Source organism: Kocuria oceani (assembly GCF_029524215.1).
GTDB classification, from domain to species: domain Bacteria; phylum Actinomycetota; class Actinomycetes; order Actinomycetales; family Micrococcaceae; genus Kocuria; species Kocuria oceani.
In genome coordinates this window covers 1-24,970 of sequence record NZ_JARAMH010000019.1, presented here as the reverse complement: position 1 = coordinate 24,970, position 24,970 = coordinate 1, and the positions used below count along the sequence as shown (strand labels likewise).

Genomic DNA, 24,970 nt, shown 5'->3' with positions numbered 1-24,970 from the left:
CTAGAGACTCCCAAGACTCAGTCTCACCCGCTGACTGACGAACCTCGCCCAGACGCAGCGTGGACGCGACTCGCCATCCCGAACCCCGAAAAGGGACTCCAAAAGGTGACCGTCACCCAAAGGAAGTGGGACAGTTACCTCGAGCTCGACGAGAAGTCTCGCATCCCATGGCTTGCGAGATCCTCAGCTGGCATGGACCGCAGCAGCGCTTCTTCCCCCACCCAGGTGGCCAATGGCTGTATCGAGCAGAAACTAGGATGCCGAAGGCCTTTACCATGACCATGCGGTCGTCGAACGAGTCATCACCAATCTGGAAGCTGGGCGACAGGCCCACCTGCTGTTAGGGGCGTTCCCCGCCAACATCACTTGGCTGGCCATAGTTGCGACGGCATTCAATGTAAATCGCTCCGCAGGTGTTCTCGCCCCGATCGCTCCCGCCCGGGCCAGCATTACCGCGGTCCACGCCCAGTTCCTTCACATCCCAACCCGCATAGTCAGTCACGCCAGCCGTTGGCGCCTGCACCTCCCCAGATGCTGGCCATGTGAACTGCGCGGGAGAAGCCATGCACCAGCCGCCACAGAACTCCTACCTAAAGTGCATCATGATCCGAACTTGACCGCACGAAAGAAGAACCCGCAATGAAAGGGCCGAGCAAACCAGTGAACGCCGGACGCCCAAAAAATTCAATCTGCAGCTCAACGGATCTCACATCACTGCGAGGTCAATGTCATCGGACTCAACCTCAAGGGGAAGGCGTCACCACATTTTTGGCAGTCTGATAACTAATTACCTCATTAACATTAAATCCCGTGGGCCACATAGTATCAGAGTCCCATTTGACTGACGGATTTCTATCCATTCCCTTAAGATCAGGTGGTGCACAAAAACTCGCCTCATCTACCCCCAAAACACCAAAATCGGCGCCGCTTAGATTAGTTCCTCGCAGATCCGCTCTCCATAGACAAGCTTTTTTTAAGCAAGCGTGTGATATGTCAGCTTTTCTGAGGTCTGACGCCATCAACAATGCCTCCGTGAGGTCCGCACCCACCAAACGCGACCCCCTGAAATCCACGTTGGTAAATCTAACACCACGCAGGTCAGCACCTTCCAAATTAATAATGTCAGAAGGCCAGGGCGCCTGTATCACTCTTGTTTCATTGATCCACGGGGATAATATACGGCGAACCCAACGGTTCCCCAGGCCCATTTTTTTCGTCCACACATTTGAATGGAGCCTAAAAATCGTGGCTACGGCGGAACGCGCTTCCTTATCCCCGCCCTTACGCCTGGGAGATCTTAGATAGGCGCACAACAGTTCTACCGCAACGTCTCGTTGCCCACCCTGCCTCGCCTGTTGCCACTCATTGGCTAATGCTTCAAGAGCATAAATACCTGCCAGCCGCACCGTCTCACTCTTGTGTGCCAATTGTTCAGCAATAGTAGTATATCTTTCTTGGCGCGCAGCTTGTCGTTCCCTGTGGTGAGTCAGCCACGCCGCAGCGAAAGCGATTACTGCGCTCGTTAGAACAGCCAAGCTCGCTAGAAGCGTGGCATGAGGCTGGGTTAGCTCGCCCCACCACGTTGGCCACGATGGGTCAACGACGAGCAGCATAGTTAAAAGCATTTGGGGCAGTCCCTACATATCCGTTGTCACCATGGGCGAGGTCTGCCCCCACGTTGCCTGATTCTCAACATGCGAAGATCGAGACGATCAAACCTTCTGCACGGGTCCAGAAACTACGTGCCAGCAGCTAAATAGCCGCAACCGTCAGTGACGATCTAGTCTCGCAATTAATGTAACTCGCATACCATCGCTTGCAAGATGCATTCAGCAATAGTCAATTTCAGCACCCGACCCTACGGGCCACATAAAATTTACGATTGGGCATACTTTTCCTCGGCCGCGTCCAGCAGCTTACTGGCCCATTCAATGCACTTCGTGGCCTTGGGTCGAGTCAGGCTCTTGACGTTGTATCCGGCCTTTGTCTTTTCACCCAATAGGCGGCTCAAGGTGGTGCCGTCTCCTTCCGCCGCCTTCAGTACACTGACAGCGTCGGCATGGTTTTCTGACTTGGAGTGCCGGCCGAGAGTCAACAGGCAAAAGGCGTCCGAGGCTGCAATTCCCGCATGAATCGCGTTAGTAGCGATCACGTCAGCGTATGACTCAGCGTCGTTCAGTGTGTCGATAGTTTTCGCTGATTCCAGGAACGCGCGAGCATCTTCGAGGCGCGCGTTAGCGTCGGTGCGCGCTGTCATCAGGCAGCCGCCAACGTGTGAAGTTGGCGTGAGAGCCAATGATTATCTCCGAAGACGTGTACGCCATCGCGATCAATCGAATTGAAGATCGGTGCGCGGTGAACTTCGGACACCTCGTAAACCATCGGGCGGACGTCATTGCCGGTGAGGCGATACGCGTCGACGGCGAGCTCACTGATCGCTTCATACAGCAGGTCGCTGGCTCCGTCTGGGACGACAAACATCAGGTCGATGTCCGAATCATTGCGCATCTCGCGGCGGGCTGCGGAACCGAATAAAGTCACCTGCAATGGCTGCTCGCTCCACCGGGATATTTGGTCGGCAAGGAACCGGATGAATAGCTCCGTCGCCTTCGACGCCTCAATAACAAGGCCGGCAAGCATGTGCTGGGCGTTTAGTGAGTACTCGACTCGGTTGCCAAGGTGACCGGCGTCTACGACGCCGTTCTCTTCCAGTCGTTCCAAGCAACGGCGCACGCCGGAGACCGAAGCATGGACGCCGCGTTCGCGAACGAGAGCGCCCGGAGTGCTACGGGACCCGTCTGCCAGTGCCATGAGGATGTCGGCCTCAAGCGTGGGGCAGATGGCCCTCAGTGGGTTCTGCAACTGCATATCCAACCTCCCAATCGCTCACAATTGTACGCACTTTCTTGTTCTGCGGAAGCTTCTGCATACGACCAGCAACCTGGCTAGGAGCTGCCCCACCACCTGGCCCGGCGGTGCTCGAGTAAATTTCGGCCGCACACAGCACATGCATGCCCAAGCGGACGCACCATGGATGGTCGAAGACCAGCTGAGGGAGTTGATCACCCCCAGCCTCACCCCGCCACGGACTCGAGGGCCAGCCTGACAATGACAAGTTCAAAGTTCATCGATGAGACGTCTCGCGTCCCCCGACCTGCGAGACGCACCAACGCCCCAAAGGTTCCTAAGACTCGGTCTCACCCGCCGACGGGCCCCACCAAAGACAGTGTCAGCCGGTGAACCGTTCATAGGCACTCTGCCGGGAGGTGTTCAACGACCAGCCAACCCTGGCCCACGAGGCCTCGCTTCCCCGGGCGTCCCCCACGGCATCGCGCCGCGCCACGCCGGCCCCGCGCTCCAGCAGGCGCAAAAACCTCACTCGCTCCAAAGCGCGGTCGATGCTCTCCTCGGTCTTCGTGGCGGCCCACGCATCAGCGGCCATGCGCAGGAACTGGGCTACAGCCACCCCATCACGGTCATCCACCGGCACGGAATGATCGGCGAGGGCCGCCCCTAGCTCCCACGCGGCGCGCGGCGCCGTCACGCCTTGCTGTTCATCGTGCTCGAGCACGTCCACCTCCGAGTGTCATGAAACCCTGACGCTGCCAGGATTCCCTGACATCAGCACGAGGTCGAACACCTTATGCCGGCACTAAGTCTTCGCCCTCCTTTGGCTCGCCGGTAGGACTGGGACCACTGGGAGGTAGACGTAGCCGGAATGGACAATCAGTAGGGACGTGGTAGGGGGCATCGGACCGCATGGTTAACATCAGCACATGCGTGACACTCCCCCTATGCCATCACCCGGATCTCCTAATTCATCTCAATCTGCGCCCGCGATGACGAGTCTTGCGCCGCAGTACGAGCCTCAACATCACGAGCTCTACTTCCAGATTCTGACTCAGGCGATCGAGGGCACCCCTCCATCGCGGAACCTTGCGCTCACCGGGGCATACGGGGCTGGAAAGAGCAGTGTTCTCCAAAAAATTAGTGAGACCTACCCTCGTCGGGTGGTTGAACTATCACTGTCTACCCTCGGAACGCCCGCAGAAGATCAAGCGATAGCAGGAGAGGAAAACCCCGCCGCCCACACAACGACTAACCGCATTCAAAAGGAAATCGTCAAGCAACTCCTTTATCAAGAGAGTCCACACAAGACGCCCAGGTCCCGGTTCCGTCGAATCACCAGTTTTAGAAAACGCCAGGAAATGTGGATTGCACTAGGTTTTGGGTTACTAATTACGGCATTCTTCTTTTTCACTGCGAGACCCGGACCGCTCGTGGAGGTGGCAGGCACTGAGCAATGGCAAGTTTTACTCACGACGTTTGCACTGTTCATTGCCTCCAGTGCGGTGGTCTACTCCGCACGCTGGTTGAGCAATGGTCGAATGACCATTGAAAAAGTGGCTGCTGGCCCAGCGACAGTCACTTTGTCGCCCCAATCAACCAGTTACTTCGACGAGTACCTCGACGAGATCATGTACTACTTCGAAATCAGCGAGCGGGACATCGTCATCTTCGAGGACATCGACCGCTTCGATGACGCGCACATCTTTGAAACGCTCCGGGCCCTTAACACGTTGCTCAACTCGGCCAAGCAAATTGAAAACAAGCCAATCAAATTCATTTATGCTCTGCGCGACAGCGTCTTCGAGCGACTCGGCCTCGACGACGAAGACACATGGAGCGATGAAGCACACACCGAAATCCGGCGGGCTAACCGTACGAAGTTCTTCGATCTCGTGGTGCCCGTGGTGCCCTTTCTGACACACCGGAATGCACGAGACCTTATGGCTCGCGAGATGAGCAGCGACGAGTACATGGTCTCGCATGATCTAATTGACATTGCTGCCCGTCACGTTGCGGACATGAGGCTTATTCGCAATATACGCAACGAATTTGAGGTATTTCGCCGCAGGCTGTTAATGATGGGTAGCACGGTACCCGGCCTCGATGTGGACCGGTTGTTTGCGATTGTTCTCTACAAGAACATTCACATGTCTGACTTCGAATCGCTCCGTATCGCAACTAGCAACTTAGACTCGCTATACAAGGCGTGGCGCCGACTTGTCAGCGTAAACATCGAAGAGCTAACGCAACAGGACCTGGAAATTCGCAATAATATGCGAATTACTGACACCGCTGATCACAGAGCTGCGCGCCTGGCGGAAAAGCTTAGGGATGCGGCAGCACTCCTGGCCCTAAGTTGGCAGCTGCCAAACAGAAGCCCCCGGCAGGCTCAAATCACTGTAAACAATGTTACTGTCGACACGCTCGAAATGTCGACTGCTAATTTCTGGATTAAACTTGTCTCCGCTCAATCTGCGATCACGGTAACCTTGCCTTCACCGTACGGGTCGGCAGTCTTTAATTTCCCGCTTGAGGGGCTGCAAGAACTGTTGGGGGAAACACTGGATCCTCGCAAATGGGAGCAGGTCGATCGAGAAGCAACGAATAATGAACGTGAACGGATTGCCGCTGACATCGATTTCCTGCAACATCACGACTGGAACGGCCTCTACCACCGGCCAGAATTCACACTTCCAGTAGGCGACCTGGAAAACGATGGGGTCCGCACCTTTCGCCAGTTGACTCAGGAGATTCTAACCTCACATCTCGCCCAGGACTTGGTCGCCCACGGTTACCTCAATGCTTACTTCGGACTCTATGTGTCCCCTTTCTACGGAAAACTTCTTCGTCCGGACGCGCTGAACTACGTCATGCACCACGTCGACCGTGGTGAGCCTGAAATGCTGTACAAGCTAGAAGCAGACGACGTGGACGCCATCATCAGGGACCAGGGCGTAAGCGTGCTGGGCGACCGGAGCATGTACAACGTCTCTGTCATGGACCATCTGCTGACTACGCGGATCAAGGATGCGGATCGTGTGGTGCGTGAGCTTCTCACTTGGGGAAGCCAAGAACGCCAGTTCCTCGACCGGTACATGGCACACGGTCAGCGACCGCCGGCACTGATCAGTCTGCTCGCTCAATCGTGGCAGGACGTCTTCGCCTATGTAGTCGAACGCGCTCCTGTGGACGACAGAATGCGAGAGGTTATCTTCGATGCGGCGCTCACCGCCTGGGTAAACTCCGTCGCGTACAACCTTGACAGTCCCGTGCGTAAGTACATTGAAACCAATTACCCTTCCTTCCTGTCCTTAAGTAATCCCGCCAGCTCCCAGCACGCGGAGCATGCAATGTATGTAGTGGCCGCCGCTAAGGCTCAACTGAATAGCGTCACCCCACTCACATCTGAAGCCCGTAAGGCAGCAATCAAAACAAAGTCCTATGCCGTGACTGCAGAAAACCTGTCAACGCTCACCGGTAGCGAAGACATCGCTTTGGATACCCTGCGTACACGCAATGCAGATGTCTACGACCATGCGCTTGAACATCTCTCCGGCTACGTTAAGGCTGTACGTACGTCGTCTGCCACTCCGTACACTGTTGCAACGCCTACTGATTTCACATCCATCATCAACGACGCGGCCACCCGTGACGCAGATGGGACTTTGACGCTCATCGCTGAAGCTTCCCCAAACTGCACGGTGGAAAACATTACCGACGTAATCCCCGAGGCATGGCCTGCACTTGCAGGAAACACACGTGTGCCTTCGACATTTACCAACATCGACGCTTACCTAAGACAGATCGGTGAGATCGATGTCCATCTGGCCGCCGTCTTGAAGTCATCGGGCAGGATTGTCGACGTACAGGGAGCCGATCTCGACGCTCTGACCGGACTCGCCACCGCAATCATTAATGCGAACGAATCACTTCCTGAGGCAGCACTACGAGTACGTCTTGTCGACAGTCTCGGACTTGATTATCCCCTCCGCGCCACTTCCATCGAGCCCGAGTCCGGCGAACTGGTGGGTCTGTTGCTCGAACACAGGCTGATCACCGACGATACCGAGGCCTTCTCCCATGACCTTATGGTGGACTGGCCGACCCGAGAGGCAGCGATCGCGAAGTCAAGACAATTTGGCGAATTTATGACGCCTGAACACGCGCCAATCGAGCATTTGCCCGAATTGATGTCGAGCGCCCGTATTCCGAACCATGTAAAACGCAGGATTCTCGACAACCTTGCTGACTACACCGACGGCGCGGGAATGCGGACGTATCAAGCTATTACTGATTATGCAGTGCACTCTGGTTGGACCGCGGGTTACAACCAGATCGAAATCCTTCGCAACGGTGGTGTGGCTCCTGAATCACTTATCTGCCTCCTCGCAGAATCGGGCGAAACTATCAACACTGACAATTTACGTGAAATCCTCCGCAGAATTGGGGGTAACTATGCTGTCATCGCTGATCAAGGAACGCAGCGACCGAAAATCCCCGACACGCCAGAACACCGTGCCATTCTGAACCGCTTGAAGGACGAGGATGTGGTCGCAAGCTATCGGCCAGACAGGGATCCCTTACTACTCAGGGTTCACATGAAGAAGGGATAAGGTTTAGGCTAGTCCATAAATCTCATTACATAGCTCTGTGGCGACGAAGGTGATATGCGACTGCCAGACGCTTCGGGTTTCAAGGTGTTGTATGCGGCCGAGACGATCAATGGAAAAATCACTTGGCGGCGAGATAGTAGTGAGGGGAAAGCTTGGGTGGGGGCGCTTTGGGGTGCAACCTTCAAAGGGTCCGTGGGCGTCGAAGAGGGTGCGCATGGTCGGTTCGACGTAGTCGCGCCACCACACAGCCGTGTCCGTGGCCGGGTCCAAGCGTGGGTGCTCCCGGGCCCGCCATAGGGCGCTCAGCCGGTACCCGGCCTCGGGTCAGCCTTCCGGCCTTCGTCGCGCAGGCCTACAGGCCGAGAACTGAGGGCAAAGTCATCAGGGTGACCTTGCTGGACCCAAGGCATTCCGAGCACCTCGTGGAGGTGCTCACCGATGTCCCTGCCCGCATCTGAGCGGGCTGTGCGGGTCCGTGCTGGAGGCCAGCGGTCTTGTGAAAAGCTGAGTACCAGACAGTTACAGCAATAAAGGGCCACGCTGCTTCAGCGTGGCCCTTGTACAGCCCATTGCCTCGTCAGGGATTGGGCTGAGTTGAAGGGCGGGCATGAAGTCACCGAAGGGGCGTCTTGAGCTGACGTGGATGGGCAAGGATGCGGCCCTGATTCCCGCGGAGCACGGGAAGTACGACTACCAGTGGGTGGACCGAGCCGACCCTCGCGCCCGCGAGGTGAAGAGCATCCAGGTCACCGGCAAAGTAGGAGAGCTCGAAGGACCCACGGGGGCCGGCGAGAACCTTCTTATCGCTGGTGAGTCCGCTGATGCGTTGCGGTCGCTGGGCACGGTGCCGGAGTGGTCGCAGAAGTACCGGGGCCAGGTGAAACTGGTCTACATCGATCCGCCCTTCAACACTGATCAGGCGTTCGAGCACTACGCCGATGCTTTGGAGCACTCGGTATGGCTGACGATGATGCGTGACCGTATCCGCGACCTCAAGCCGCTCATGGTCGAGGACGCCTCGATCTGGGTGCACCTGGACGACGCCGAGGTTCACCGGATGCGCGTCCTGTTGGATGAGGAGTTCGGGGCGGAGAACTTCATGGGCACGGTGATCTGGCAGAAGGCCTACTCTCCCCGCAATGACGCGCCGACTTTCTCCACGGATCAGGATTACATCCTGGTTTATGCGAAGAGTCCTGAGTGGCGAGGTAATCGGCTGGAGCGTTTGGCTTCCAGAGATGCCTTGTACAAGTCCACGGATGGTGATCCCCGGCCGTGGGTCTCTGGAGATCCGGCAGCCCCCAGCGCCTACAGGAACCAGCTATGGGTCTATGCCATTCAATCCCCGTTCACGGGCGAGCTTGTTTACCCCGCCAAGGGACGATGCTGGGGCCAGAATCAGGACTCCATCCATGCTCTGCTGGAGGAGTGGGGTGTGCCCTACAAACGCGTTGATATTGGCGACGATGAACGACGCGCCCTCATCTGCGGAGTGCCCGTCGATGAGGTCCGGCAATCGGTGCCGGCGCTGATGGTCGACATGGACCTCGATGAAGCCGAGAAGGTGGCACGCGCCCGACACAAACAGGGCAGCTGGCCTCGTCTGTACTTCACCAAGGGCGGCAATGGGGGCCTGAAGCTCAAGCGCTATTTGCACGAGATCAGCACCAGCCGAGCCACCCAAACCCTGTGGTTCCACGACGATGTGGGGCACAATCGGTCGGCCAAGCACGAGATGAATCTGCTATTCCCTGAGGTCACGGCCTTCGCCACGCCCAAGCCGGAGCGCTTGCTCGAGCGGATCATCCACATCGCCACGAGTCCCGGGGACCTGGTGCTCGACTGCTTCGCCGGCTCCGGGACCACGGCAGCGGTGGCGCACAAGATGGGCCGGCGTTGGGTGACGGTGGAGCTGCAGCAGGCCACGGTGGACCGGTTCCTGGTGCCGCGTCTGACCAAGGTCGTCCGCGGTGAAGATCCCGGGGGCATCACGACCAAGAAGGAACGAGTAGGCGTTGCAGAGTTGCCGGAAGGTGTCACTCCGGAGGACGCCCAGCTTTTCACCACTCTGCTCGGCCGGGTCTCGAAGGCGGTGAGTGGTCTCGATCCCCACATGGTCAAGGCACTGCGGACAGCCACCCGCACCAAGGAGGAAACCACCGTGCAATGGGCTGGTGGAGGTGGATTCACCGTCGCCCACATGGGCCCGTCCATGTATGAGGTCGATGACGAGGACGGGGAGGTGTACCTGTCCGAGGATGCGACCAATGGCGCTTTCTCCAAGGCCGTGGCCGGTCAACTGCGGTTCTCCTTGACCCCGGACCATCCGGTGTTCTGCGGGGTCAAGCGCCGGTTGCGCCTGGCGGTCGTGGACGGAGTGGCCGACGAGCAGGTGGTCCGCACCGTGGTGGAGCACCTCGGCGATGGGGAGAAAGCGGTGGTCGTGGCCAAGGGTGTGCTGCCGGAAGCCGAACAGCTGTTGAGTGAGTTGTCCCCCGGTTCCCGGTTGCGTAAGGCCCCCGAGGACCTGTTCCCGAAGGCGACGGTGAAGTGATGTTCGAGATCACCTATGACGAGGCGCTGCTGCTGGAGATCGCCGCCCGCTTCGATCTGCGCGAACCCAACCGGCTGGCTCTGGCCGAGGTGGTGAAGGCCCTCGTGGCCGCCGGCGGGTCCTTCACCGAGATGGTGGCCGATCTGGCGACCGGTGTCGGCAAGACCTTCCTGTTGTCCTCGCTCATCGACTACCTCGCCGCCCAGGGAGTGCGTCACGTCCTGGTGGTCACCCCCAACAGCACGATCCAGACCAAGACCCTGGCCAACTTCGATGAAGCCTCGGCCAAGTACGTCGCCGGCGCGGAGACCGTCCCGTTCGTCATCACCCCGGAGAACTTTCAGCGCACCGAGGTCGGGACCGTACTGCGGGATCCGGAGCGGTTGAAGGTGTTCGTCTTCAACGTCCAGCAGCTGATCCGCCCCAGCGACAAGGTCAGCCGCCGGGTGCGAGAAGACGACGAAACCCTCGGGAACGCGCTTTATGCCTATCTGGAGAATACCGAGGACCTGTTCGTCATCGCCGATGAGCATCACATCTATCACGAGAAGGCCAAGGCCTTCTCCAAGGCCATCCGTGACCTGCACCCGGTGGCTCTGGTGGGTCTGACCGCGACCCCAGATGCGGCCGACATCCCCAAGATCGTCTTCCAGTACACCCTGGGTGAAGCCATCGCCGACGGGCATGTGAAGGTCCCGGTCATCGTCTACCGCAAGGACGGCACCAAGGACGAACGCACCCAGCTGGCCGATGCCTGCCAGCTGCTACGGGCCAAAGACGACGCCTACACCCAGTACCGGACCGTCGCCGCAGACGCACCACGAGTGCGTCCGGTGCTGTTCGTGGTCTGCCAGAGCATCGAACACGCCGGGCAGGTCGGACAGATGCTGGCCGGCCCGGGTTTCATCGGGGACCCCTCCGCAGTCCTGGAGATCACCTCGCAATCCTCCGAGGTGGCCCTGCAGGCGTTGGCCGATGTGGAACGTCTTGACTCTCCTATCCGGGCGATCGTGAGCGTGAACATGCTGCGCGAGGGCTGGGACGTGAAGAACATCGCGGTGATCGTGGCCCTGCGCAAACTGGCCTCCCAGACGCTGACCGAGCAGATTCTCGGTCGGGGTCTGCGCCTGCCCTTCGGTCAGCGCACCGGCGTGCCCATGGTGGACCAGGTGGATCTGGTGGCTCACGACTCCTACCAGGCGCTGCTGTCCCAGAAAGACGTGCTGCGCCGGCGCCTGCAGCTCCCAGCCGCCCAAACCGAGGTCGATGCCCAGGGCGCAGCCACCACCACGCCCTCCGCCGGCACTTCCTCCCCTGTCCCCCGGCCAGTCGCGGAGCCGGGATCCCTGTTCGACCCCTTGGCTGTGGATCCGAACCAGGGCGATCTGTTCACCATGGCAGCAGAGCCCGATGAGGACCCCGCGGAGGCCACCCCGGTGCTGGTCCTCCAGGAGTCCCAGCAGCGACAGGCCATTCCTACTCCAGGGCCCCGTGTACGCATCGAGGGCGCCCCACGCATCGTCTTCCCCCGGCAGGAAGCCAAACTCGTCACCGCCCGATTCTCGCTCTCCGACGTCCACGACGGGGACGCCGAGGCCGCCGGCGCCCGGTTCATCCGTGAAGTCCCTACCCTGATCTTCCGCGACGCCCTCGACGCCCGTCGACGCAACGGAGACATCGCCATCGTGGTGGATCCACAAAAGAGCGAGGAAGCCCAACAGGAAGTAGCCAGCCTGGACACTGTCCGGGAGGAACTGACCCAGGCGATCATGCGCCAACCCGAGGTCACCGCTGAACGGCGGGAGAAGACCGCTGCCCGGCGGTTGGTCACCGCGTTCCTGCGCGGAGCCGGGGTGACCTCCACCGAGCAGGCAGCCGCCGAGTGGGGTCAGCACCGCCGCCAACAGGCCATCGAAGGCATCCGGCAGCTGATCCGCACCGCCATCGGCAACCGGAAACAGGAACGCACCTACGTCCTCACTCCCGTGCCCCTACCCCTGGAACCAGTCCTGGTGGACCCGGCCGCACCGCACGCCTACGAGGACGACTACCGCAAGGGAGTGCACTTCCAGGGCTGGAAGAAGAACATCATGCCCACCGCCTCCTTCGACGCCAAGTCCACCGAATGGGCCCTGGCCCAGCTCCTGGACCGAGACGAAGAAATCACCTGGTGGCTGCGGGTCTACACCACCGGCCAAGCCTTCATCCACACCGACACCGGACGCTACTTCCCCGACTTCATCGCCATCGACAAACACGGCACTCACTGGGTGATCGAAGGAAAGTCAGATGCCGACGCCCGGGACACGTCCGTACTGACTAAAAAAGCCGCTGCCGAACGTTGGTCCCGCTTCATCCGCGACGACGAACAATTCGGGACCTGGCGCTACGTATTCGCCAGTGAAACCCACATCAAGCAGGCAGCTGGCTCCTGGAACGGGCTTCTGACAGCCACCGACCCTCAGTAGATCCATGAGCACGAGCGTCAATTTTATTGCTGATTCATCAGTTCCTCGTTTCCCAGGGAGTCACCAAAGACGCCTGGGCGTCAAGTAGTTCAGTCCCCAGGGACTGTCCAGAAATTCGTTGGTTCTCCAATCAATCTTCAACGACGACCGCAAGCTTCTAATGGTTGTTCTATCAATAAAAAAGTGACAGGCAATTTACCGGTAGGGTAACCAGTGCGCGGAATCGCTCACCACAATCGGCGCCACTTCGACATCCCGCAGAGAGCATGCGGGAAAGGATGTGGGTGCCGGAGTTACTGCTTGTGGGAGTATTCCAGCGAAAAACATGACGAGACAAAGGGAAAGGTGTTGTGATGGCGCAGAGCGTGCAAATCATTTTGGAGGACGACCTCGAGGGCGGCCCCGCAGAGGAGACCGTCCAGTTCGGTCTGGACAGCCGGCAGTACGAGATCGACCTTTCCACCGCGAATGCGGAGAAGCTGCGGGAGGCCCTGCGCCCCTACGCCGCCGCTGGCCGGCGGGCCCAGGGCAAACCGGCACGGACCACCGGGCCCCGTTCCTCCACCGGTGGTAACCCGGAGACGGCGAAGATCCGGGCCTGGGCGAAGGAGAACGGTCACCAGGTCTCCGACCGCGGCCGCATCCACCAGTCCGTCAAGGACGCCTACTACGCCGCCCAGTAGACCCCCCACTCCCCCACCCGGACACGCCCTCAGGCCTGTCCGGGTGATCCGCGACAGCGGGCTCTGATGCCAGCGGCCACGGCCGCGGCATCACCGGGGAACGCCCCGGGGCAGGGCTCGAGCACGAGGGCCCGCACCGTGGCCGCCTCCGCACGGTGAGCAGCCGGTGACGGGCTGATGATCTGTTCCCGGCCACGGTGCCCCGGGACGCCCCGCGTCCAGCCTGGACAGCGCTGGTCGCCCCTTTGGCCCCCGACAACTGCCCTCGCTGGAGGTTGGCCCTGGCCCCTACGGAAAGGTCGCGGGCACCCGGGTCGATCGACGACCCACGGAACCACCCACCCCATCCCGCCGCCTGCCCCCAGAAGAAGAGAACCCGGCCCACCAGCAACGGTGAGCCGGGTTCCTTCCTCGCCGACCATGGGAAAGCCGCCCGCAGCCGCCCCCTCCCCTATCGGGGGCCGGTTCTATCGATTGAGCTGTTGGGCGTAGGCGCGCACCGCGTTCTCGATCACCGCACGAGCGGTGCCGTCGTGCTCGGTGAGCTCCTCGATCAGATCGGAGACGTCCTGGGCCACCCGCACCCCGAGCTGGATCGTGGGTTCCCGGCGCGGCCGGCCACGGCCGCGCTTCGCCGCCGGGGGCTGCGCCGCCGGTGCCGCCTGCACCGGCGGGGACGACACCACCGGTGTCGCGGGCTGGGGTGAGGTAGCGCGTGGGGGTGTGTAGTCGACCGGGTCGATGTGCTCATCCGGGGCCGGGCGGGGCTTCCGGCGCTGGAGTGAGGCGGGGCGCTCGGGCTGCTCAATCATCGCAGCACCTGCTTCGCGATCGCGGTGTAGGCATCCAGTACCCGGGAGCCCTTGCGGTATTGGCCGTACCACTCCCCCGAGATCCGCACCTCTTGGACGATGGCCCGGTCTGGGATCAACGGCTCCAGGAACAACCCCGTGGCGCGCAGCTCCTCGAGGCTGGCCACCGCCGCTCGGCTCATGATGGTTTCTTTCACTCCGCCGACGACGATGCCGGCCTCGGTGAGGGTGTCCGGGGCGCCGAGTTGCTGGCGGTGCCGGCGGAATTGGGCGACCGTGCGCCTCGCCCCGTCCACCCCGTCGATGCCGTCGCTGGTGGCGGTGGCGGCGTAGACCACGGTGTCCGCCGCGTTCAACGCCGACAGCGTCAACGGCCCACCCCGCCGGTTCGGGCAGTCAATGACCACCACATCCGCGGCCAGACCGGTCAGAGAGATCAACAGCGGCAGCTCGTCCATGATCGGCCCGGTCAGCTTCCCGGTGGGAGACCGGTGCGGGGTCGAGGGCATCGCCCGGAGAGGGGGCAGGGGACGCCCCGGTACCGGCGGACGCGTTGTGGAAGGGAGCTCGCTCCCTGGGTGTTCTCAGGTGATCCAGGCGTGCTGGTCCGGGGACCAGAACACGGCCCCGGCCCCGTGGTGGGCCAGCTGCTCGCGGATCTGCTCATCGGTCATCGAGGAGGAGCCGGACAGGGGATGGAAGTCCTGGCGCGCCACCGCGGTGCGGGAGGCGGCGTAGAAACGCTCGGTCTCCTGGGCGAACATCGCGGTGAGCTCCGCTTCGGCCAGCAAAGCGATGGCCACCAGCTCCCGGTCATAGCCGACGTCGTAGAGGCGGCCACCGATGACCTCCTGATAGCTCAACCCGGCCCGGGTGAAGTCCCCGATCCACGCCTCCACCTGCTCCTCACGCACCCGGCGTTCCTCCTCGGTGGCGCCCCGGACCGTGAGTTGCTCCGGTTCCCCCTCGCCCTCAGTGACCACCGCGACGACGGTGCCCTCCAGAAACAGTTCCAGGCACTGGGCCGCGTCCGCCCCCGGGTAGGCCTCGGCGGTGGCGGTGTAGGCGCCCAGCACGTAGCCCGTGGTGGCCGGGACCGGGCGCAACGTGGCCGGCAGCAGACGGGTCGGAATCGTGGTGTGAGCAGGTGCCATCTGTTCTCCAGTAGGTGAGGTGGGAGGGGACGACCCCAGTCTCCGCCACCGCCACCGCCACAGCGATTCCTCGGCATCGGGGCACGGCACCAGGTGTGCGACCGGGCAGCGGGGTGGATCACCCGATGACCACATCCCTCAGCGAGCACTGAGCGGGCACCGAGCCAACCCTCCGGCCGCGCCTCCGGGGCGAGAACCCACCGTAGCGACGATACGCCGCAGTCACTGCAAGGGGTCATCTTGCCGACCTTCGCCCACCAGCACCCCAGCATCAGGGCCGGACACGTGAAAGTCCGTCCCCGCCCCTCCTCCGCCGGTGGTGCGCCCCCTGCGACAGGACCAGTGAACCGGCCCGAGACCACCACTTGGTGAGCACAGCGCTCAGCGCAGTACCACCGACATCCCCGGAGCAGGTGATCCATGCGTCGTAATGCGATCAGCCCCTGTCCGCGGACGGGCCTTTCTGCCAGGGTGGACAGCGTACGTCCCTGACGTGCACGAGCCCTCCGGACCTCGGGGGAGGCTCGACAGCTCGCAGAACAGAAGCAGGTAGAAGATATGACTACTGGTGTGGTCAAGTGGTTCAACGCCGAGAAGGGCTTCGGCTTCATCTCCCCCGAGGACGGGTCCGCGGACGTGTTCGCGCACTTCTCCGCGATCAACTCCGGAGGCTTCCGCTCCTTGGAGGAGAACCAGCGGGTTCAGTTCGAGGTCCAGCAGGGCCCCAAGGGCCTGCAGGCGGCGAACATCACCGTTATCTCCTGACACGACCGCGGGGCCCCGCACGAGGAGCCGCGGTGGCCTGAGCCAGCGGCCAGAGCACCGTTGCAAGGAATCGCCACCCAGCCCTCGGGCTGGGTGGCGATTCCTTTGTGGCCCACCATCTTCCCAGACGCGTTAGCGTCCCAGGGGGCGGCCTTGGGGCAGGCCCCGGGCACCAACTGCGGGGAAGGGCTGGCCCCCGTTGTACTTGGCTTCCAGGCGGTGCACCTCGGCCATTACGGCGTTATTGATGAAGTCCGAGAGCGACCGGGTGCCTTCGGCCACCTGGGTATGCAAGATAGCCCCGCGCACCCGGGCCGTGTCGGCCGGGTCCTGGTAAAAGGAGACCTTCGGCGGGTACTTGCTCTTCTTCTCCGGCGCGACAGCGGCAGGCTGTTCCTGGACTGCCGGGGCCGCCGCTGGAGGAGCCGGGTCGGCCGGGGCGGGGTCGGCCGGTGGTGGGGTGACCGGGGTGCGCCCGGCCAGGCTGGACTTGCGCGGTGCGGGCCGGCCCATCAGCGGGCTCCTTCCAGGGTGGTGAGGTAGTCGGCGTAGAGACCGGCCAGCGTGGTGGCTTCGCTGGTGCCCCACTCGTCCAGGCCGCGGGCGGCCTCGGTGGCATCGGCGATCGCGGCCCGCTTGGGCACCGGCGGGGTGAGCACGGTCAGGGAGCGGGCAGTGGCGGCCTCTTGGAGCTCCTGGCGCCAGTGCCGGCCGGCCACGGTGTGCTCCTCGTGCTGGTTGACGATGATCCCGGCCACGGTCAGGCCCGGGTTGTAGTAGCGGCGCACGTTGTCGATCGTGGTCAGCAGGTGCGCCAGCCCGTTAGCGCTCCACAGCTTCGACTGGGTGACCACCACGGCCGCATCGGCGGCGGTGAGCCCGTTGATGGTCAGCTGGTCCAGGCTGGGGGCGCAGTCGATGAGGATCAGGTCGTAGTCAGTCGCGACCTCGGTCAGGGCCTCGCGCAGCCGGCCTTCGCGTCCGGCGCCGGCAACTACGAGTTCGTCACGGACGAACCCGAGGGCCTCCCCCGTGGTCGGCAGCACGTCCAGGCCCTCCCACACCCCGGACACGATCACATCCCGTGCAGTCTCCTCGGCGCGGGAGCTGAGCACATCCGCCAGTCCCACTTGGTCCTCGGGCACCGGTTCGGCGGCCGCGACACTGGTCAGGTTGCCCTGCGGGTCCAGGTCGACCACCAGCACCCGTTGACCGGCGGTGATGGCAGCTCGAGCGAGGTGGAAGGTGGTCGTGGATTTGCCCACGCCGCCCTTCTGGTTGCACAGAGCGAGGATGCGCGTCGTCATAGATATAACCTCCAATAGGGGTAACAGTACTGTTAGGGGCAGTCACTCGTCTACCTGCTGACACGCCTGACAGAAGCCCCGCAGGCCGATCTCTCTTTCATGACCGTTGATCTTCACAGCCCCGGCACATCTGCGATGCCGTTCCCCACTGTCCGAGGAAGTGGCGTTTGAAGGAGGTTGGCTCCCTTCATGCAGTCCTACATGACCTGCCCGACCAGAGGACCACGCCCTTCCCGGCCGAGCCTGACAGATCTCGCACCGGACGCACTAATTCTTGCCATCGCGCCGTGGGCTCGGTCCTGTCGACTGGGAAGTATTGCGCCCAAGCGCGGAACCGGAAGTAACCACTAAAAGTACCATTAGGGGTAAGAGGTCCGCGGTACAGTCCAACGCACCTGAACCGCGCATCAAGCTCCGTACACTCGCCAAGGACGAGAAGCCACTTGTCCGGGACCGGATCGACGAAGCCCTCCTCGGGGCAGGACCGGAAGGACTGAACTGATGAGAATCCTGATCGCTGGAGCCGGTGCCACCGGCGGCTACTTCGGGGCCCGCCTGATCCAGGCCGAGCGCGACGTCACCTTCCTGGTCCGCCCTCGCCGCGCCGAGCAGCTCCGAGACGGCCTGCGCCTGGTCGGGCCCGGTGGTGAGGAGACGGTCCCGGTGGCCACCGTCACTGCCGAGGCTCTGGAGGGCACCTACGATCTGGTGATCGTGGCGGTCAAGGCCGGTGCCCTGCCGGACATGATTGACCAGATCGCCCCCGCCATGGGCCCGGAGACGATGGTCCTGCCCTTCCTCAACGGCATGGCTCACTTGCAGGCGCTCACCGACCGCTTCGGACCGGCCCGGGTGCTGGGCGGGATTGTGAAGGTGGTCGCCACCGTGGCCGACGACGGGACGATCCATCAAATGCACCCGATTGCCACCCTCACCCTCGGTCCCCCCTTTGGACAGGTCACCGACCGGATCCGCCGTATCCACCGGGAGCTGTCCGTGTCCGGGATGGAGGCCTCGATCGCCGAGGACGTGGTGGGCGCCATGTGGCATAAGTGGGCGTTCATCACCGCCGCCGGGGTCATCACCTGCCTAATGCGGGCCCCTATCGGGGACATCGTGGCCGCCCCCGACGGGGAACCCTTCATCCGCGCTGTCATCGCCGAGACCGAGCAGGTCTCCGCGGCCGCCGGCCATCCGATGCCCGGGCCTGAGCACGATGCCATGGTGGGCATGCTCAGCGCACCAGGTTCAGGGTTCACCTCTTCCCTCTACCGCGACGTCACCGCCGGACTGCCCCATGAGGGCGAGCACCTGCTCGGGGCCTTCGTCGCCACCGCCGCCGGTCTTGGGGTGGACATCCCGCTCACAGCCCTGGCCCTGCTCCAGCTGCGCGCCCACGACCACGCCACCGCCTGAGAAAGTTCCAGGACCGACCTTCTGTGGCAGCTGGAGGTTGTCATCACTAAAAACTGCTCATTCCTTCTACTTCTCGACCACGCAGGCGCCCACCAACCCTTTCCCTCAAAGAACGGCCGCGCGATATCACCACTAACACCGCTAACACTACTTTTAGTACCATTAGTGGTAACAGAGGCCTAAGTTCCTTTCGTGGATTGGCTACGCTGTGGCCCCCACCATGGCCTAGCGTGGCTACTGCGACTGACTGGCATCAAGGGACAACCACGAAGTATGACGGGGGAGATCTGCACGCCTCACCCCCGGCGCACTCTGCACTACTATTCGTACTATTACTATTTTTAGTACCATTCCCAGTAACACCACTAAAGCTACTAACACCACTAAAAGAGTGATAAATAGAGCCCCACGCTTCAATGTGTATGTTGCTTCGCGCGGGACACCCTGTGGTGTGCCGATGACACCATCAGCAGCCTCCGTCTGCGGCCGGTGTTCTTCTCATTTTGGCGGAAGGCCGGCCACGAGCGTCCCACTGCCTTACCTTTCGTCGGGGCCCAGGATCTGGAGAGGTCCATGGCGCTGATCTTCCTCGTCCCGTTCGGCCGGTACTCACGACTTACGTCCTTCACTCATCTAGGTCGGCCACAATGAGGTGAGCCACTACCTCTTGGTCGCGCTGACGGGGAAGTCCCGCTGAACCCTTTTCCTTGCGACATGAAGAATCTCAGACCTCGGAACGCCGCCCTGTAAACGAACAAGCACCCTGCACCGCGACGTGCCGCTCTATGGCGAGTCTTCATGGCATGCGCATCTGAGCGCATCGGCTGCCGGACCGATTTTAGCTCTTTTAGTACTATAAGTACGAATAGGTCCCATGACCCACTAGCGAGGCTCATCCATGTTGCAACCCAAGGACCAGGGGACTTCGAGCCCGGCATCCTCAAAACGAGGCCACCAAATGAACCTCGATTTCGTCGGCGGGACGGCCCTGTGACGCAAGGAGGGCTCGGTCAGGCAGGGCTCCACCATATGGGCGGCCGAGGGGAAGCAGCCACACCTCGCAGGATGAGAGGCCAGCATGGACACCAAGCCGGGTGCGTATGGCCCGTGGCCGATTGCTTTGGCTCAATGAACCAGGAATCACGCAACATGGAAGATCTATAAGTACTATTCCTACTATTGCCACCATAGTACGGCGATGCTGGTGGGCGAGTCAGCGGATAGATGTTGAGGCGCCCCAATCTCCTCTTTGGCAAGCGTTTTGGAGGCTCTCCGGGGCCGAGGAAACATGCGGCAGCTCCTTCTGTGTCTTGGGGCGGCTGACGGTGCGTAGTTCCGCCCAGTCGGTCGTATACCGGGGCGACAGATCAGCTTGCCGGCTTCGCCAGGGGGCGGGGGAGGGGGCGCCGAGTCGGCCCAGGGCGAGGGTGCCGGTGCCGAAGCGCCCGTTCACCGCGTCGATGAGCTCCCCGAGGGGGACGGGTTGCTCGAGGACTCCGGGCAGGACGGGCACTGCCCCGTCGGGGGCGAGGTCCGTGCAGAGGATGCCGGCACGCATGTAGGACATGCCGTGCATCAGCTTGGGCACCAGTGCGGCCCGGGCGGCGGTCACCAGGGGCCCGGGTTCGTTGGTGGGCACGGCCAGACGCAACTGGGCCGAGACGTTGTGGGTGGGTCCGGGCCGGTGCGGGGAAGTGGAGGCGAACACGGTGAGGCGCCCGGTGACCTCGCCTTCCTTCCGGAGCCGGCGGGAGGCGCGTTGGGCGAACTCGGCCACCGCGGCCCCGACGATCTCCGGGTCGTGAATCGGGTCCGGGAACGACCGGGAAACCAGGATCTGTTGCTTGGTCGCGGCGACGTCCTCGACGGGGATGGCGGGGAAGCCGTTGAGCTCGAGCACAGTGCGCATCTGCACCACGGAGAACTTGTGGCGGATGGCCACCGGGTCGGCATCACGCAGATCAGCGATCGTCTCGATGCCCATCGCCTCCAGGCGCTTGGCCAGCCGCCCGGCGATACCCACACCTGGGTGACGGGCAGGGCCGCCATGAGCCGCTCCCAGTACCCCTCCGGGGCCTGGTCCCAGTGGACGACCCCACCGGTGACGGGCAGCTTCTTCGCGGCCTCGGTGGCGATCTTCGCCAGCCCCTAAACTGCACAGAAAACTGTATACTTTGGGTATGTCTCTTCTGGATCTTTCCCATCCCATCTCGGTCACCGAGGCCTCCCAGCGCGGTGTGGCCGGTTTGATCAAAGACGCCGAGGCAGGGGAGGAGGTCGTGGTCTCCCGCCACGGCAAGACGGTGGCCGCCGTTGTGAGCGCCCGCCAATTGGAGCAGCTGCGCACCCTGGAGGGAGACCTGCGCGATGCGGCCCTGGTCATCGTGCGTGCTGCCACCGACAGCGGAGTGCGCGGCTCCCTGGATGAGGCACTGACCGCCTTCGGCCTGGACCGGGCCCAGCTGGAGGCGGAACTAGACGCCGACCTGGCCGCCGGCAGACCGTGAGCACGCCCGGGCCCTCCACCCCGGATACTCCACGGGCGGTAGTACGACTCACCGAAGACGCCATCGCCGACCTGCACCGGTTGCACCGCAAGGACCCCCAGATCGTGCGCTGGGCCTTCAAGAAAATGCTCCTGCTGGAACGCTCCGTCGATGCCGGCGAACCACTACTGGGAGACCTCATCGGCTTCCGCAAACTAGTGGTCGGTGACCGCGACTGGCGCATCGTGTGGCGAACGACCACCGACACCGTCGGGGCCACCGTGATCGATGTCGCCGAGGTCTGGGCCGCCGGCGCCCGATCCGATGATGAGGTCTACCAGGAGATGACCGCCCGTGTCGCCGCCCTGGGCACCTCGCCCCAGGCAACCGCTCTCACCACGGTGCTGGAGTCCATGGGCCGTCTCTTCGCTGACCTCGAGGCCACCCCCGAACCGGTCCCGGTGGAGCCCGTCCCGGACTGGCTCGCCCGCCGCCTCATTACCCAGGTCGGACTGAGCGTCCAAGAGGTCGCCGCGATGACTCCCGAAGACGCCATGGCCCGGCTCGAGGCATACTGGTCCACCCCGCGGTGAACCCTCCGGGGTGCCCGAGCGCGATAGAGAGCTGGAACATCGACCAGGGCCGGACCAGGCGGTGGGGGCCCGTCGGGCACCGGCCGACCGGAAGGTGGCCATACCCAGCCTCCACATGAGGAAGGCCCTGTGAAGATCCGGCCTCTCGCAGCGATCCGTGACCACCGGACTAAATGCCGTCGACACCGCCGGATCATCGATGACCGGGGCAACGATCACGACGGCGGCCGGCCAATCAACACTCCTGCATCTTCTTGGACCGGCGAAGCACACAAAAGGAGTGGGGGAGTGGGAGACAGTTGTGCATGGCGCGGCTCGACACACTGATCGGGGAGGTTCCATGGCTCAGCAGCACATTCTGCCGCCGGCTCTCGAGATAGACCGGGCACGACAGGTGGGCTCCGTGGTGCACAGTGCGGCCATGGAAGGGCTTCACGTCACCACAGCGACCCAGGCGGAGCTGGATCGTTTCGCCGCCGGTGGGCTCGAGGTCGAGGAGCTGGTTCGGCGCACCCGCGCCCGCTACGGCCTTGAGTAAGGCCCCCGGCCCGCACCGTGCCCGGTATTTGGACCCACACACCGGGATCCTGACCGACCTGATCGGCGCCTGCACCACCACAGAGCTCGCCACTGCGGAAGCTGACCAGGTGACGGCCCACATCCGGCGGTTGTTCCGCCACCCACCCGAGATCTGGCCGAACTGCAGGCCATTCACTGTCTCTTGTTCTAGGACATCTATCCCTGGGCGGGGCAGCTGCGCTGCCGTGGAGCTGCGCAAAACGATCCCGGGGGCGCAACCGTTCCTACTGGTGTCGATGATCCCCCGCTCGGCCGGTTTCGTCTTCGATCTTCTGGCCACAGCCGCCGACTGGTAGCTGGACTAGACCCAGTTCACCGGGGCGGTCAACGATGCCGCCTCGCGGGCCGCAGCCGAGGATCACGACCTCGCTGCGCTACAGGAGATGTTCGCGGCGATCCTCGCTCCCGCACCACACCGCACTCGGCCGCGTTCCCGACCGGCCCAGCTAACGGTCAGACAAACACTGGGAGCACCGCCACACTGGTCCCGGACACGCCCTGTCAGTGGACGATGTAACCGGGGAACCGTGCAGACCAGCGCGTCTCGCCGGCACCTCGAATGACCTCGTAGATGACGGCCGTCAGATGGGGGACGCGTAACCCGTGGAGTTTGCCGAGGCGGGCCCCGACTTGCGTCACGTGCAGTTCTCGGCCACCCAGCGCAGCCCCGTGGAACGGTCCGTCCTTGACTGTCTCCCAGTAGTCGGAGGCGGTGGTGAAAGACCAGTACCCGGAGCCCAGCGGGTAGTCCTCCAGGTAGTCCAGGGGTACCCAGAGGGTGAGGCCGCGGTGCTCGGGGGGGAGCCGGTCCCGGAAGTCGGGGTCTGGTTCTCCAGGCAGGACGCCTTCGGGCCACTGGTAGGCGGGTTCACACGTTACGGGGGCATCCTCTTCCTTGGCAGGTCCGGGGGGCACCTCCAGGCTAGGGGAGGGGGCGGAACCAATACCTGTTGCTTGGAGAACTTCACCGTCTCCCACGGTGTTGTAGATGGGCGCGTTTTTCAGCCAGGTCATCACGGTGCGGGCGGTGCGTCCCACGGCCTCGGCGATGGCCCGGTAGGTCGCCCCTGCCGCCCGCAACCGCACCGCCTGGGCACGCAACTGCCCCACACGGTCGGTACGGGCCTGGCGTGCCTTCCCTGCGTTGTTCGCCGCCGCACGCGCCTTGGCCTCGGTCCTGGCCTTCCCGCCACGCCGTCCCATCCGGGCCAGATACTCGTGTGCCGCATCGGAACCGCTGGTGGAGGTGGGGCGTCCTTTGCCGGCGTTGACCTGGCGGACGGCCGAGCGCGCCAGACAGGCGACCTCGCTATCGGTCAGGGGGTGGGGCAGCTGGGCGTTGAGCGCCCTGGCGTGGGCGATCGAGGCGGCCTCGCTGGGGGTCTGGTGGCGGGCCTGCCGCTGGTCCCACAGCCACCGGCGGGTGGCGCGGAAGACCGCGGTGTTGCGCCCCACCTCCGTGGCGGTGTCCACCACCGGGACCCGCGGGATGCCGGCTCGCCCCAACAGGGCCGTGCCCGGGTTCCAGGCTGGTGTGGCGGGCCCGTCGATGGCCTCGTCGTGGAACGGGTCGATGTACTCGGCCATGTGCGCCTTGAGATCCCCTAGGGACCATGGGCTGGTTCTGCGGCCCCACCACACGCGCCCGGCCGGGAACTGAGCAGCCGGGTTGCGCACTAGGTACCGGGTGAAGCAAGGGTCCCCGTCGACCAACCGGTCCAGGGCCCGCTGCACCGCCTCCGCGTAGCGGATCGGACCCGGCCGAGCACCCTCGCCCCGGTAGACCGGTTCGATGGCCCATCCGGCCTGGGCATGACCAGTCTGCGGGTTCTCGATGATCCAGGTCGGCTCGGGCACGGCCGGGTGCATCAGGTTCAACAACGCGTCCTCGTCATCGACGTCTACGACGAGGAAGTTCAACCAATCGGCCGGGTTGAGCTGGATGAACGCGAAGTCACCAGCAGGCCGCCCACGGTTGGGGAACGCTTGCGACTTGGTCTGACCGCACCGGAAGTACTCGATCCGGTGGTGCGCCAGAAACCGGCGGGCCGGCGTCTGGGGGCAAAAAAGGGCAACATCCAGCAAGGCAGGGTCCACTTGCGGACGCGCCTCAGGTACACTAGGGGACACAACAGTCCCCTGGTAATGGGTTCATATGCGGTTCTCATCCGGTTTCTGTTGAAACAGCTGTCTCGGTCGCCAAACTTGCGACAGCTGATTGACTTCGACGGTCCGCCCTGGCAGGCGGACCGTCAGTCGTTTAAGCGGTGTTCTTGAGCGGGAGTTCCGCCTCCTGTGGGTTGTCGAGCTTGTTGGTCCGCCCTGCATCGCGTTCGATCAACGCGCCAAGGTACTCCGCCATTGACAGACCGGACCTAGCAGCAGCCTCAGCTGCAAGTCGATGCTGATCAGGCGTAAAGCGCGTGCTAAATGCGACCTTGCGGCCATACATCTTCGGCGCCTTGTACTCACTCATGAGGCCAGTCTTACAGACCTATTGCACAATAGCTATCTTCCGGCCCGTCGCGTGTCGCCGCTGAGGCAGGCCGCTGAACTGGGGGCTAACGACGTCCCCCTGCCCGTTGCGGCTTGGATGTAGATGGCGACCTGGTTGGCGTAAAGCAGGAGTGGGGCTCTCTTCGCGCACGACTTGTGTAGGAACTTCCATCCTGAAGCGCGGATCCCGTTTC

The 24,970-nt window shown here is 62.8% G+C and carries 21 protein-coding genes and 1 pseudogene; 9 read left to right on the top strand and 13 right to left on the bottom strand.

Annotated elements, in window-relative coordinates; translation table 11 throughout:
* Positions 1-743 precede the first annotated feature (743 nt).
* The 4 genes from PU704_RS16600 to PU704_RS16585 form a co-directional block, all read right to left on the bottom strand.
* Positions 744-1,613, bottom strand: a complete 870-nt coding sequence (locus PU704_RS16600; protein ID WP_277552081.1) for a pentapeptide repeat-containing protein — start codon at positions 1,611-1,613, stop codon at positions 744-746.
* 263 nt (positions 1,614-1,876) lie between these two features.
* Positions 1,877-2,257, bottom strand: a complete 381-nt coding sequence (locus PU704_RS16595; protein WP_277552080.1) for a DNA-binding protein — start codon at positions 2,255-2,257, stop codon at positions 1,877-1,879.
* Complete coding sequence (locus PU704_RS16590; protein ID WP_277552079.1) at positions 2,257-2,868, bottom strand: nucleotidyltransferase domain-containing protein; 612 nt, start codon at positions 2,866-2,868, stop codon at positions 2,257-2,259. The genes PU704_RS16595 and PU704_RS16590 overlap by 1 nt, the downstream gene beginning before the upstream one ends.
* A 361-nt stretch (positions 2,869-3,229) precedes the next feature.
* Positions 3,230-3,571: a hypothetical protein gene (locus PU704_RS16585; RefSeq protein WP_277552078.1), complete on the bottom strand. Its 342-nt coding sequence runs from the start codon at positions 3,569-3,571 to the stop codon at positions 3,230-3,232.
* A gap of 205 nt (positions 3,572-3,776) precedes the next feature.
* Here PU704_RS16585 and PU704_RS16580 point away from each other — a divergent pair, with 205 nt between their 5' ends.
* Positions 3,777-7,463, top strand: coding sequence for a YobI family P-loop NTPase (locus PU704_RS16580; RefSeq protein WP_277552077.1), 3,687 nt, complete (start codon positions 3,777-3,779; stop codon positions 7,461-7,463).
* Between the two features lie 3 nt (positions 7,464-7,466).
* Here PU704_RS16580 and PU704_RS16575 read toward each other — a convergent pair.
* Positions 7,467-7,775, bottom strand: a pseudogene (locus PU704_RS16575) (DUF4913 domain-containing protein); the annotation flags it as partial.
* A gap of 295 nt (positions 7,776-8,070) precedes the next feature.
* Between PU704_RS16575 and PU704_RS16570 the strand changes: the two are divergent.
* From PU704_RS16570 to PU704_RS16560, 3 genes are all read left to right on the top strand, one after another.
* A complete protein-coding gene (locus tag PU704_RS16570) occupies positions 8,071-10,017 on the top strand; it encodes a site-specific DNA-methyltransferase (protein WP_277552076.1) in 1,947 nt (648 codons plus the stop codon).
* Positions 10,017-12,485, top strand: coding sequence for a DEAD/DEAH box helicase family protein (locus PU704_RS16565; RefSeq protein ID WP_277552075.1), 2,469 nt, complete (start codon positions 10,017-10,019; stop codon positions 12,483-12,485). The genes PU704_RS16570 and PU704_RS16565 overlap by 1 nt, the downstream gene beginning before the upstream one ends.
* 353 nt (positions 12,486-12,838) lie before the next feature.
* A complete protein-coding gene (locus PU704_RS16560) occupies positions 12,839-13,168 on the top strand; it encodes a histone-like nucleoid-structuring protein Lsr2 (RefSeq protein ID WP_277552074.1) in 330 nt (109 codons plus the stop codon).
* Positions 13,169-13,635: 467 nt separating this feature from the next.
* On the opposite strand, the gene PU704_RS16555 is transcribed toward PU704_RS16560, so the two are convergent.
* The 3 genes from PU704_RS16555 to PU704_RS16545 form a co-directional block, all read right to left on the bottom strand.
* Positions 13,636-13,980, bottom strand: a complete 345-nt coding sequence (locus PU704_RS16555) for a hypothetical protein (RefSeq protein ID WP_277552073.1) — start codon at positions 13,978-13,980, stop codon at positions 13,636-13,638.
* The gene (locus PU704_RS16550; RefSeq protein ID WP_277552072.1) at positions 13,977-14,438 is read right to left on the bottom strand and encodes a ParA family protein; all 462 of its coding nucleotides are present in this window, start codon (positions 14,436-14,438) and stop codon (positions 13,977-13,979) included. The genes PU704_RS16555 and PU704_RS16550 overlap by 4 nt, the downstream gene beginning before the upstream one ends.
* A gap of 126 nt (positions 14,439-14,564) precedes the next feature.
* Positions 14,565-15,134, bottom strand: coding sequence for a hypothetical protein (locus tag PU704_RS16545; protein WP_277552071.1), 570 nt, complete (start codon positions 15,132-15,134; stop codon positions 14,565-14,567).
* A 558-nt stretch (positions 15,135-15,692) separates the two neighbouring features.
* On the opposite strand from PU704_RS16545, the gene cspE reads away from it, so the two are divergent.
* Positions 15,693-15,899, top strand: a complete 207-nt coding sequence (cspE, locus tag PU704_RS16540; protein WP_047804773.1) for a transcription antiterminator/RNA stability regulator CspE — start codon at positions 15,693-15,695, stop codon at positions 15,897-15,899.
* 132 nt (positions 15,900-16,031) lie between these two features.
* On the opposite strand, the gene PU704_RS16535 is transcribed toward cspE, so the two are convergent.
* Both PU704_RS16535 and PU704_RS16530 read right to left on the bottom strand, forming a co-directional pair.
* Positions 16,032-16,412 carry a ParB family protein gene (locus PU704_RS16535; protein WP_277552070.1) on the bottom strand — a complete coding sequence of 127 codons (381 nt, stop codon included), beginning with the start codon at positions 16,410-16,412 and terminating at the stop codon, positions 16,032-16,034.
* Positions 16,412-17,206 carry a ParA family protein gene (locus PU704_RS16530; RefSeq protein ID WP_277552069.1) on the bottom strand — a complete coding sequence of 265 codons (795 nt, stop codon included), beginning with the start codon at positions 17,204-17,206 and terminating at the stop codon, positions 16,412-16,414. The genes PU704_RS16535 and PU704_RS16530 overlap by 1 nt, the downstream gene beginning before the upstream one ends.
* 501 nt (positions 17,207-17,707) lie before the next feature.
* Here PU704_RS16530 and PU704_RS16525 point away from each other — a divergent pair.
* Complete coding sequence (locus PU704_RS16525; protein ID WP_277552068.1) at positions 17,708-18,622, top strand: ketopantoate reductase family protein; 915 nt, start codon at positions 17,708-17,710, stop codon at positions 18,620-18,622.
* A 1,213-nt stretch (positions 18,623-19,835) separates the two neighbouring features.
* Here the strand turns inward: PU704_RS16525 and PU704_RS16520 are convergent.
* On the bottom strand, positions 19,836-20,645 hold the full coding sequence (locus tag PU704_RS16520; RefSeq protein ID WP_277552067.1) for a DinB/UmuC family translesion DNA polymerase: 810 nt from the start codon (positions 20,643-20,645) through the stop codon (positions 19,836-19,838).
* Between the two features lie 157 nt (positions 20,646-20,802).
* Here PU704_RS16520 and PU704_RS16515 point away from each other — a divergent pair, with 157 nt between their 5' ends.
* From PU704_RS16515 to PU704_RS16505, 3 genes are all read left to right on the top strand, one after another.
* Entirely contained in the window at positions 20,803-21,129 is a 327-nt protein-coding gene (locus PU704_RS16515; RefSeq protein ID WP_251356446.1) for a type II toxin-antitoxin system Phd/YefM family antitoxin, read from the top strand.
* A complete protein-coding gene (locus PU704_RS16510) occupies positions 21,126-21,701 on the top strand; it encodes a type II toxin-antitoxin system RelE family toxin (RefSeq protein WP_277552066.1) in 576 nt (191 codons plus the stop codon). The genes PU704_RS16515 and PU704_RS16510 overlap by 4 nt, the downstream gene beginning before the upstream one ends.
* Positions 21,702-22,041: 340 nt before the next feature.
* Positions 22,042-22,239, top strand: a complete 198-nt coding sequence (locus PU704_RS16505; protein ID WP_277552065.1) for an antitoxin VbhA family protein — start codon at positions 22,042-22,044, stop codon at positions 22,237-22,239.
* Between the two features lie 542 nt (positions 22,240-22,781).
* Here the strand turns inward: PU704_RS16505 and PU704_RS16500 are convergent.
* Together PU704_RS16500 and PU704_RS16495 are read right to left on the bottom strand one after the other, a co-directional pair.
* On the bottom strand, positions 22,782-24,365 hold the full coding sequence (locus PU704_RS16500) for a replication initiation protein (protein WP_277552064.1): 1,584 nt from the start codon (positions 24,363-24,365) through the stop codon (positions 22,782-22,784).
* Between the two features lie 175 nt (positions 24,366-24,540).
* The gene (locus PU704_RS16495) at positions 24,541-24,756 is read right to left on the bottom strand and encodes a hypothetical protein (protein ID WP_081994610.1); all 216 of its coding nucleotides are present in this window, start codon (positions 24,754-24,756) and stop codon (positions 24,541-24,543) included.
* Between the last annotated feature and the right edge of the window lie 214 nt (positions 24,757-24,970).

Coding starts and splice junctions, on each gene's coding strand:
- PU704_RS16600 (WP_277552081.1), bottom strand. CDS start 1,613: ATGCTGCTCGTCGTTGACCCATCGTGGCCAACGTGGTGGGGCGAGCTA.
- PU704_RS16595 (WP_277552080.1), bottom strand. CDS start 2,257: ATGACAGCGCGCACCGACGCTAACGCGCGCCTCGAAGATGCTCGCGCG.
- PU704_RS16590 (WP_277552079.1), bottom strand. CDS start 2,868: ATGCAGTTGCAGAACCCACTGAGGGCCATCTGCCCCACGCTTGAGGCC.
- PU704_RS16580 (WP_277552077.1), top strand. CDS start 3,777: ATGCGTGACACTCCCCCTATGCCATCACCCGGATCTCCTAATTCATCT.
- PU704_RS16570 (WP_277552076.1), top strand. CDS start 8,071: ATGAAGTCACCGAAGGGGCGTCTTGAGCTGACGTGGATGGGCAAGGAT.
- PU704_RS16565 (WP_277552075.1), top strand. CDS start 10,017: ATGTTCGAGATCACCTATGACGAGGCGCTGCTGCTGGAGATCGCCGCC.
- PU704_RS16560 (WP_277552074.1), top strand. CDS start 12,839: ATGGCGCAGAGCGTGCAAATCATTTTGGAGGACGACCTCGAGGGCGGC.
- PU704_RS16555 (WP_277552073.1), bottom strand. CDS start 13,980: ATGATTGAGCAGCCCGAGCGCCCCGCCTCACTCCAGCGCCGGAAGCCC.
- PU704_RS16550 (WP_277552072.1), bottom strand. CDS start 14,438: ATGGACGAGCTGCCGCTGTTGATCTCTCTGACCGGTCTGGCCGCGGAT.
- PU704_RS16545 (WP_277552071.1), bottom strand. CDS start 15,134: ATGGCACCTGCTCACACCACGATTCCGACCCGTCTGCTGCCGGCCACG.
- cspE (WP_047804773.1), top strand. CDS start 15,693: ATGACTACTGGTGTGGTCAAGTGGTTCAACGCCGAGAAGGGCTTCGGC.
- PU704_RS16535 (WP_277552070.1), bottom strand. CDS start 16,412: ATGGGCCGGCCCGCACCGCGCAAGTCCAGCCTGGCCGGGCGCACCCCG.
- PU704_RS16530 (WP_277552069.1), bottom strand. CDS start 17,206: ATGACGACGCGCATCCTCGCTCTGTGCAACCAGAAGGGCGGCGTGGGC.
- PU704_RS16525 (WP_277552068.1), top strand. CDS start 17,708: ATGAGAATCCTGATCGCTGGAGCCGGTGCCACCGGCGGCTACTTCGGG.
- PU704_RS16515 (WP_251356446.1), top strand. CDS start 20,803: ATGTCTCTTCTGGATCTTTCCCATCCCATCTCGGTCACCGAGGCCTCC.
- PU704_RS16505 (WP_277552065.1), top strand. CDS start 22,042: ATGGCTCAGCAGCACATTCTGCCGCCGGCTCTCGAGATAGACCGGGCA.
- PU704_RS16495 (WP_081994610.1), bottom strand. CDS start 24,756: ATGAGTGAGTACAAGGCGCCGAAGATGTATGGCCGCAAGGTCGCATTT.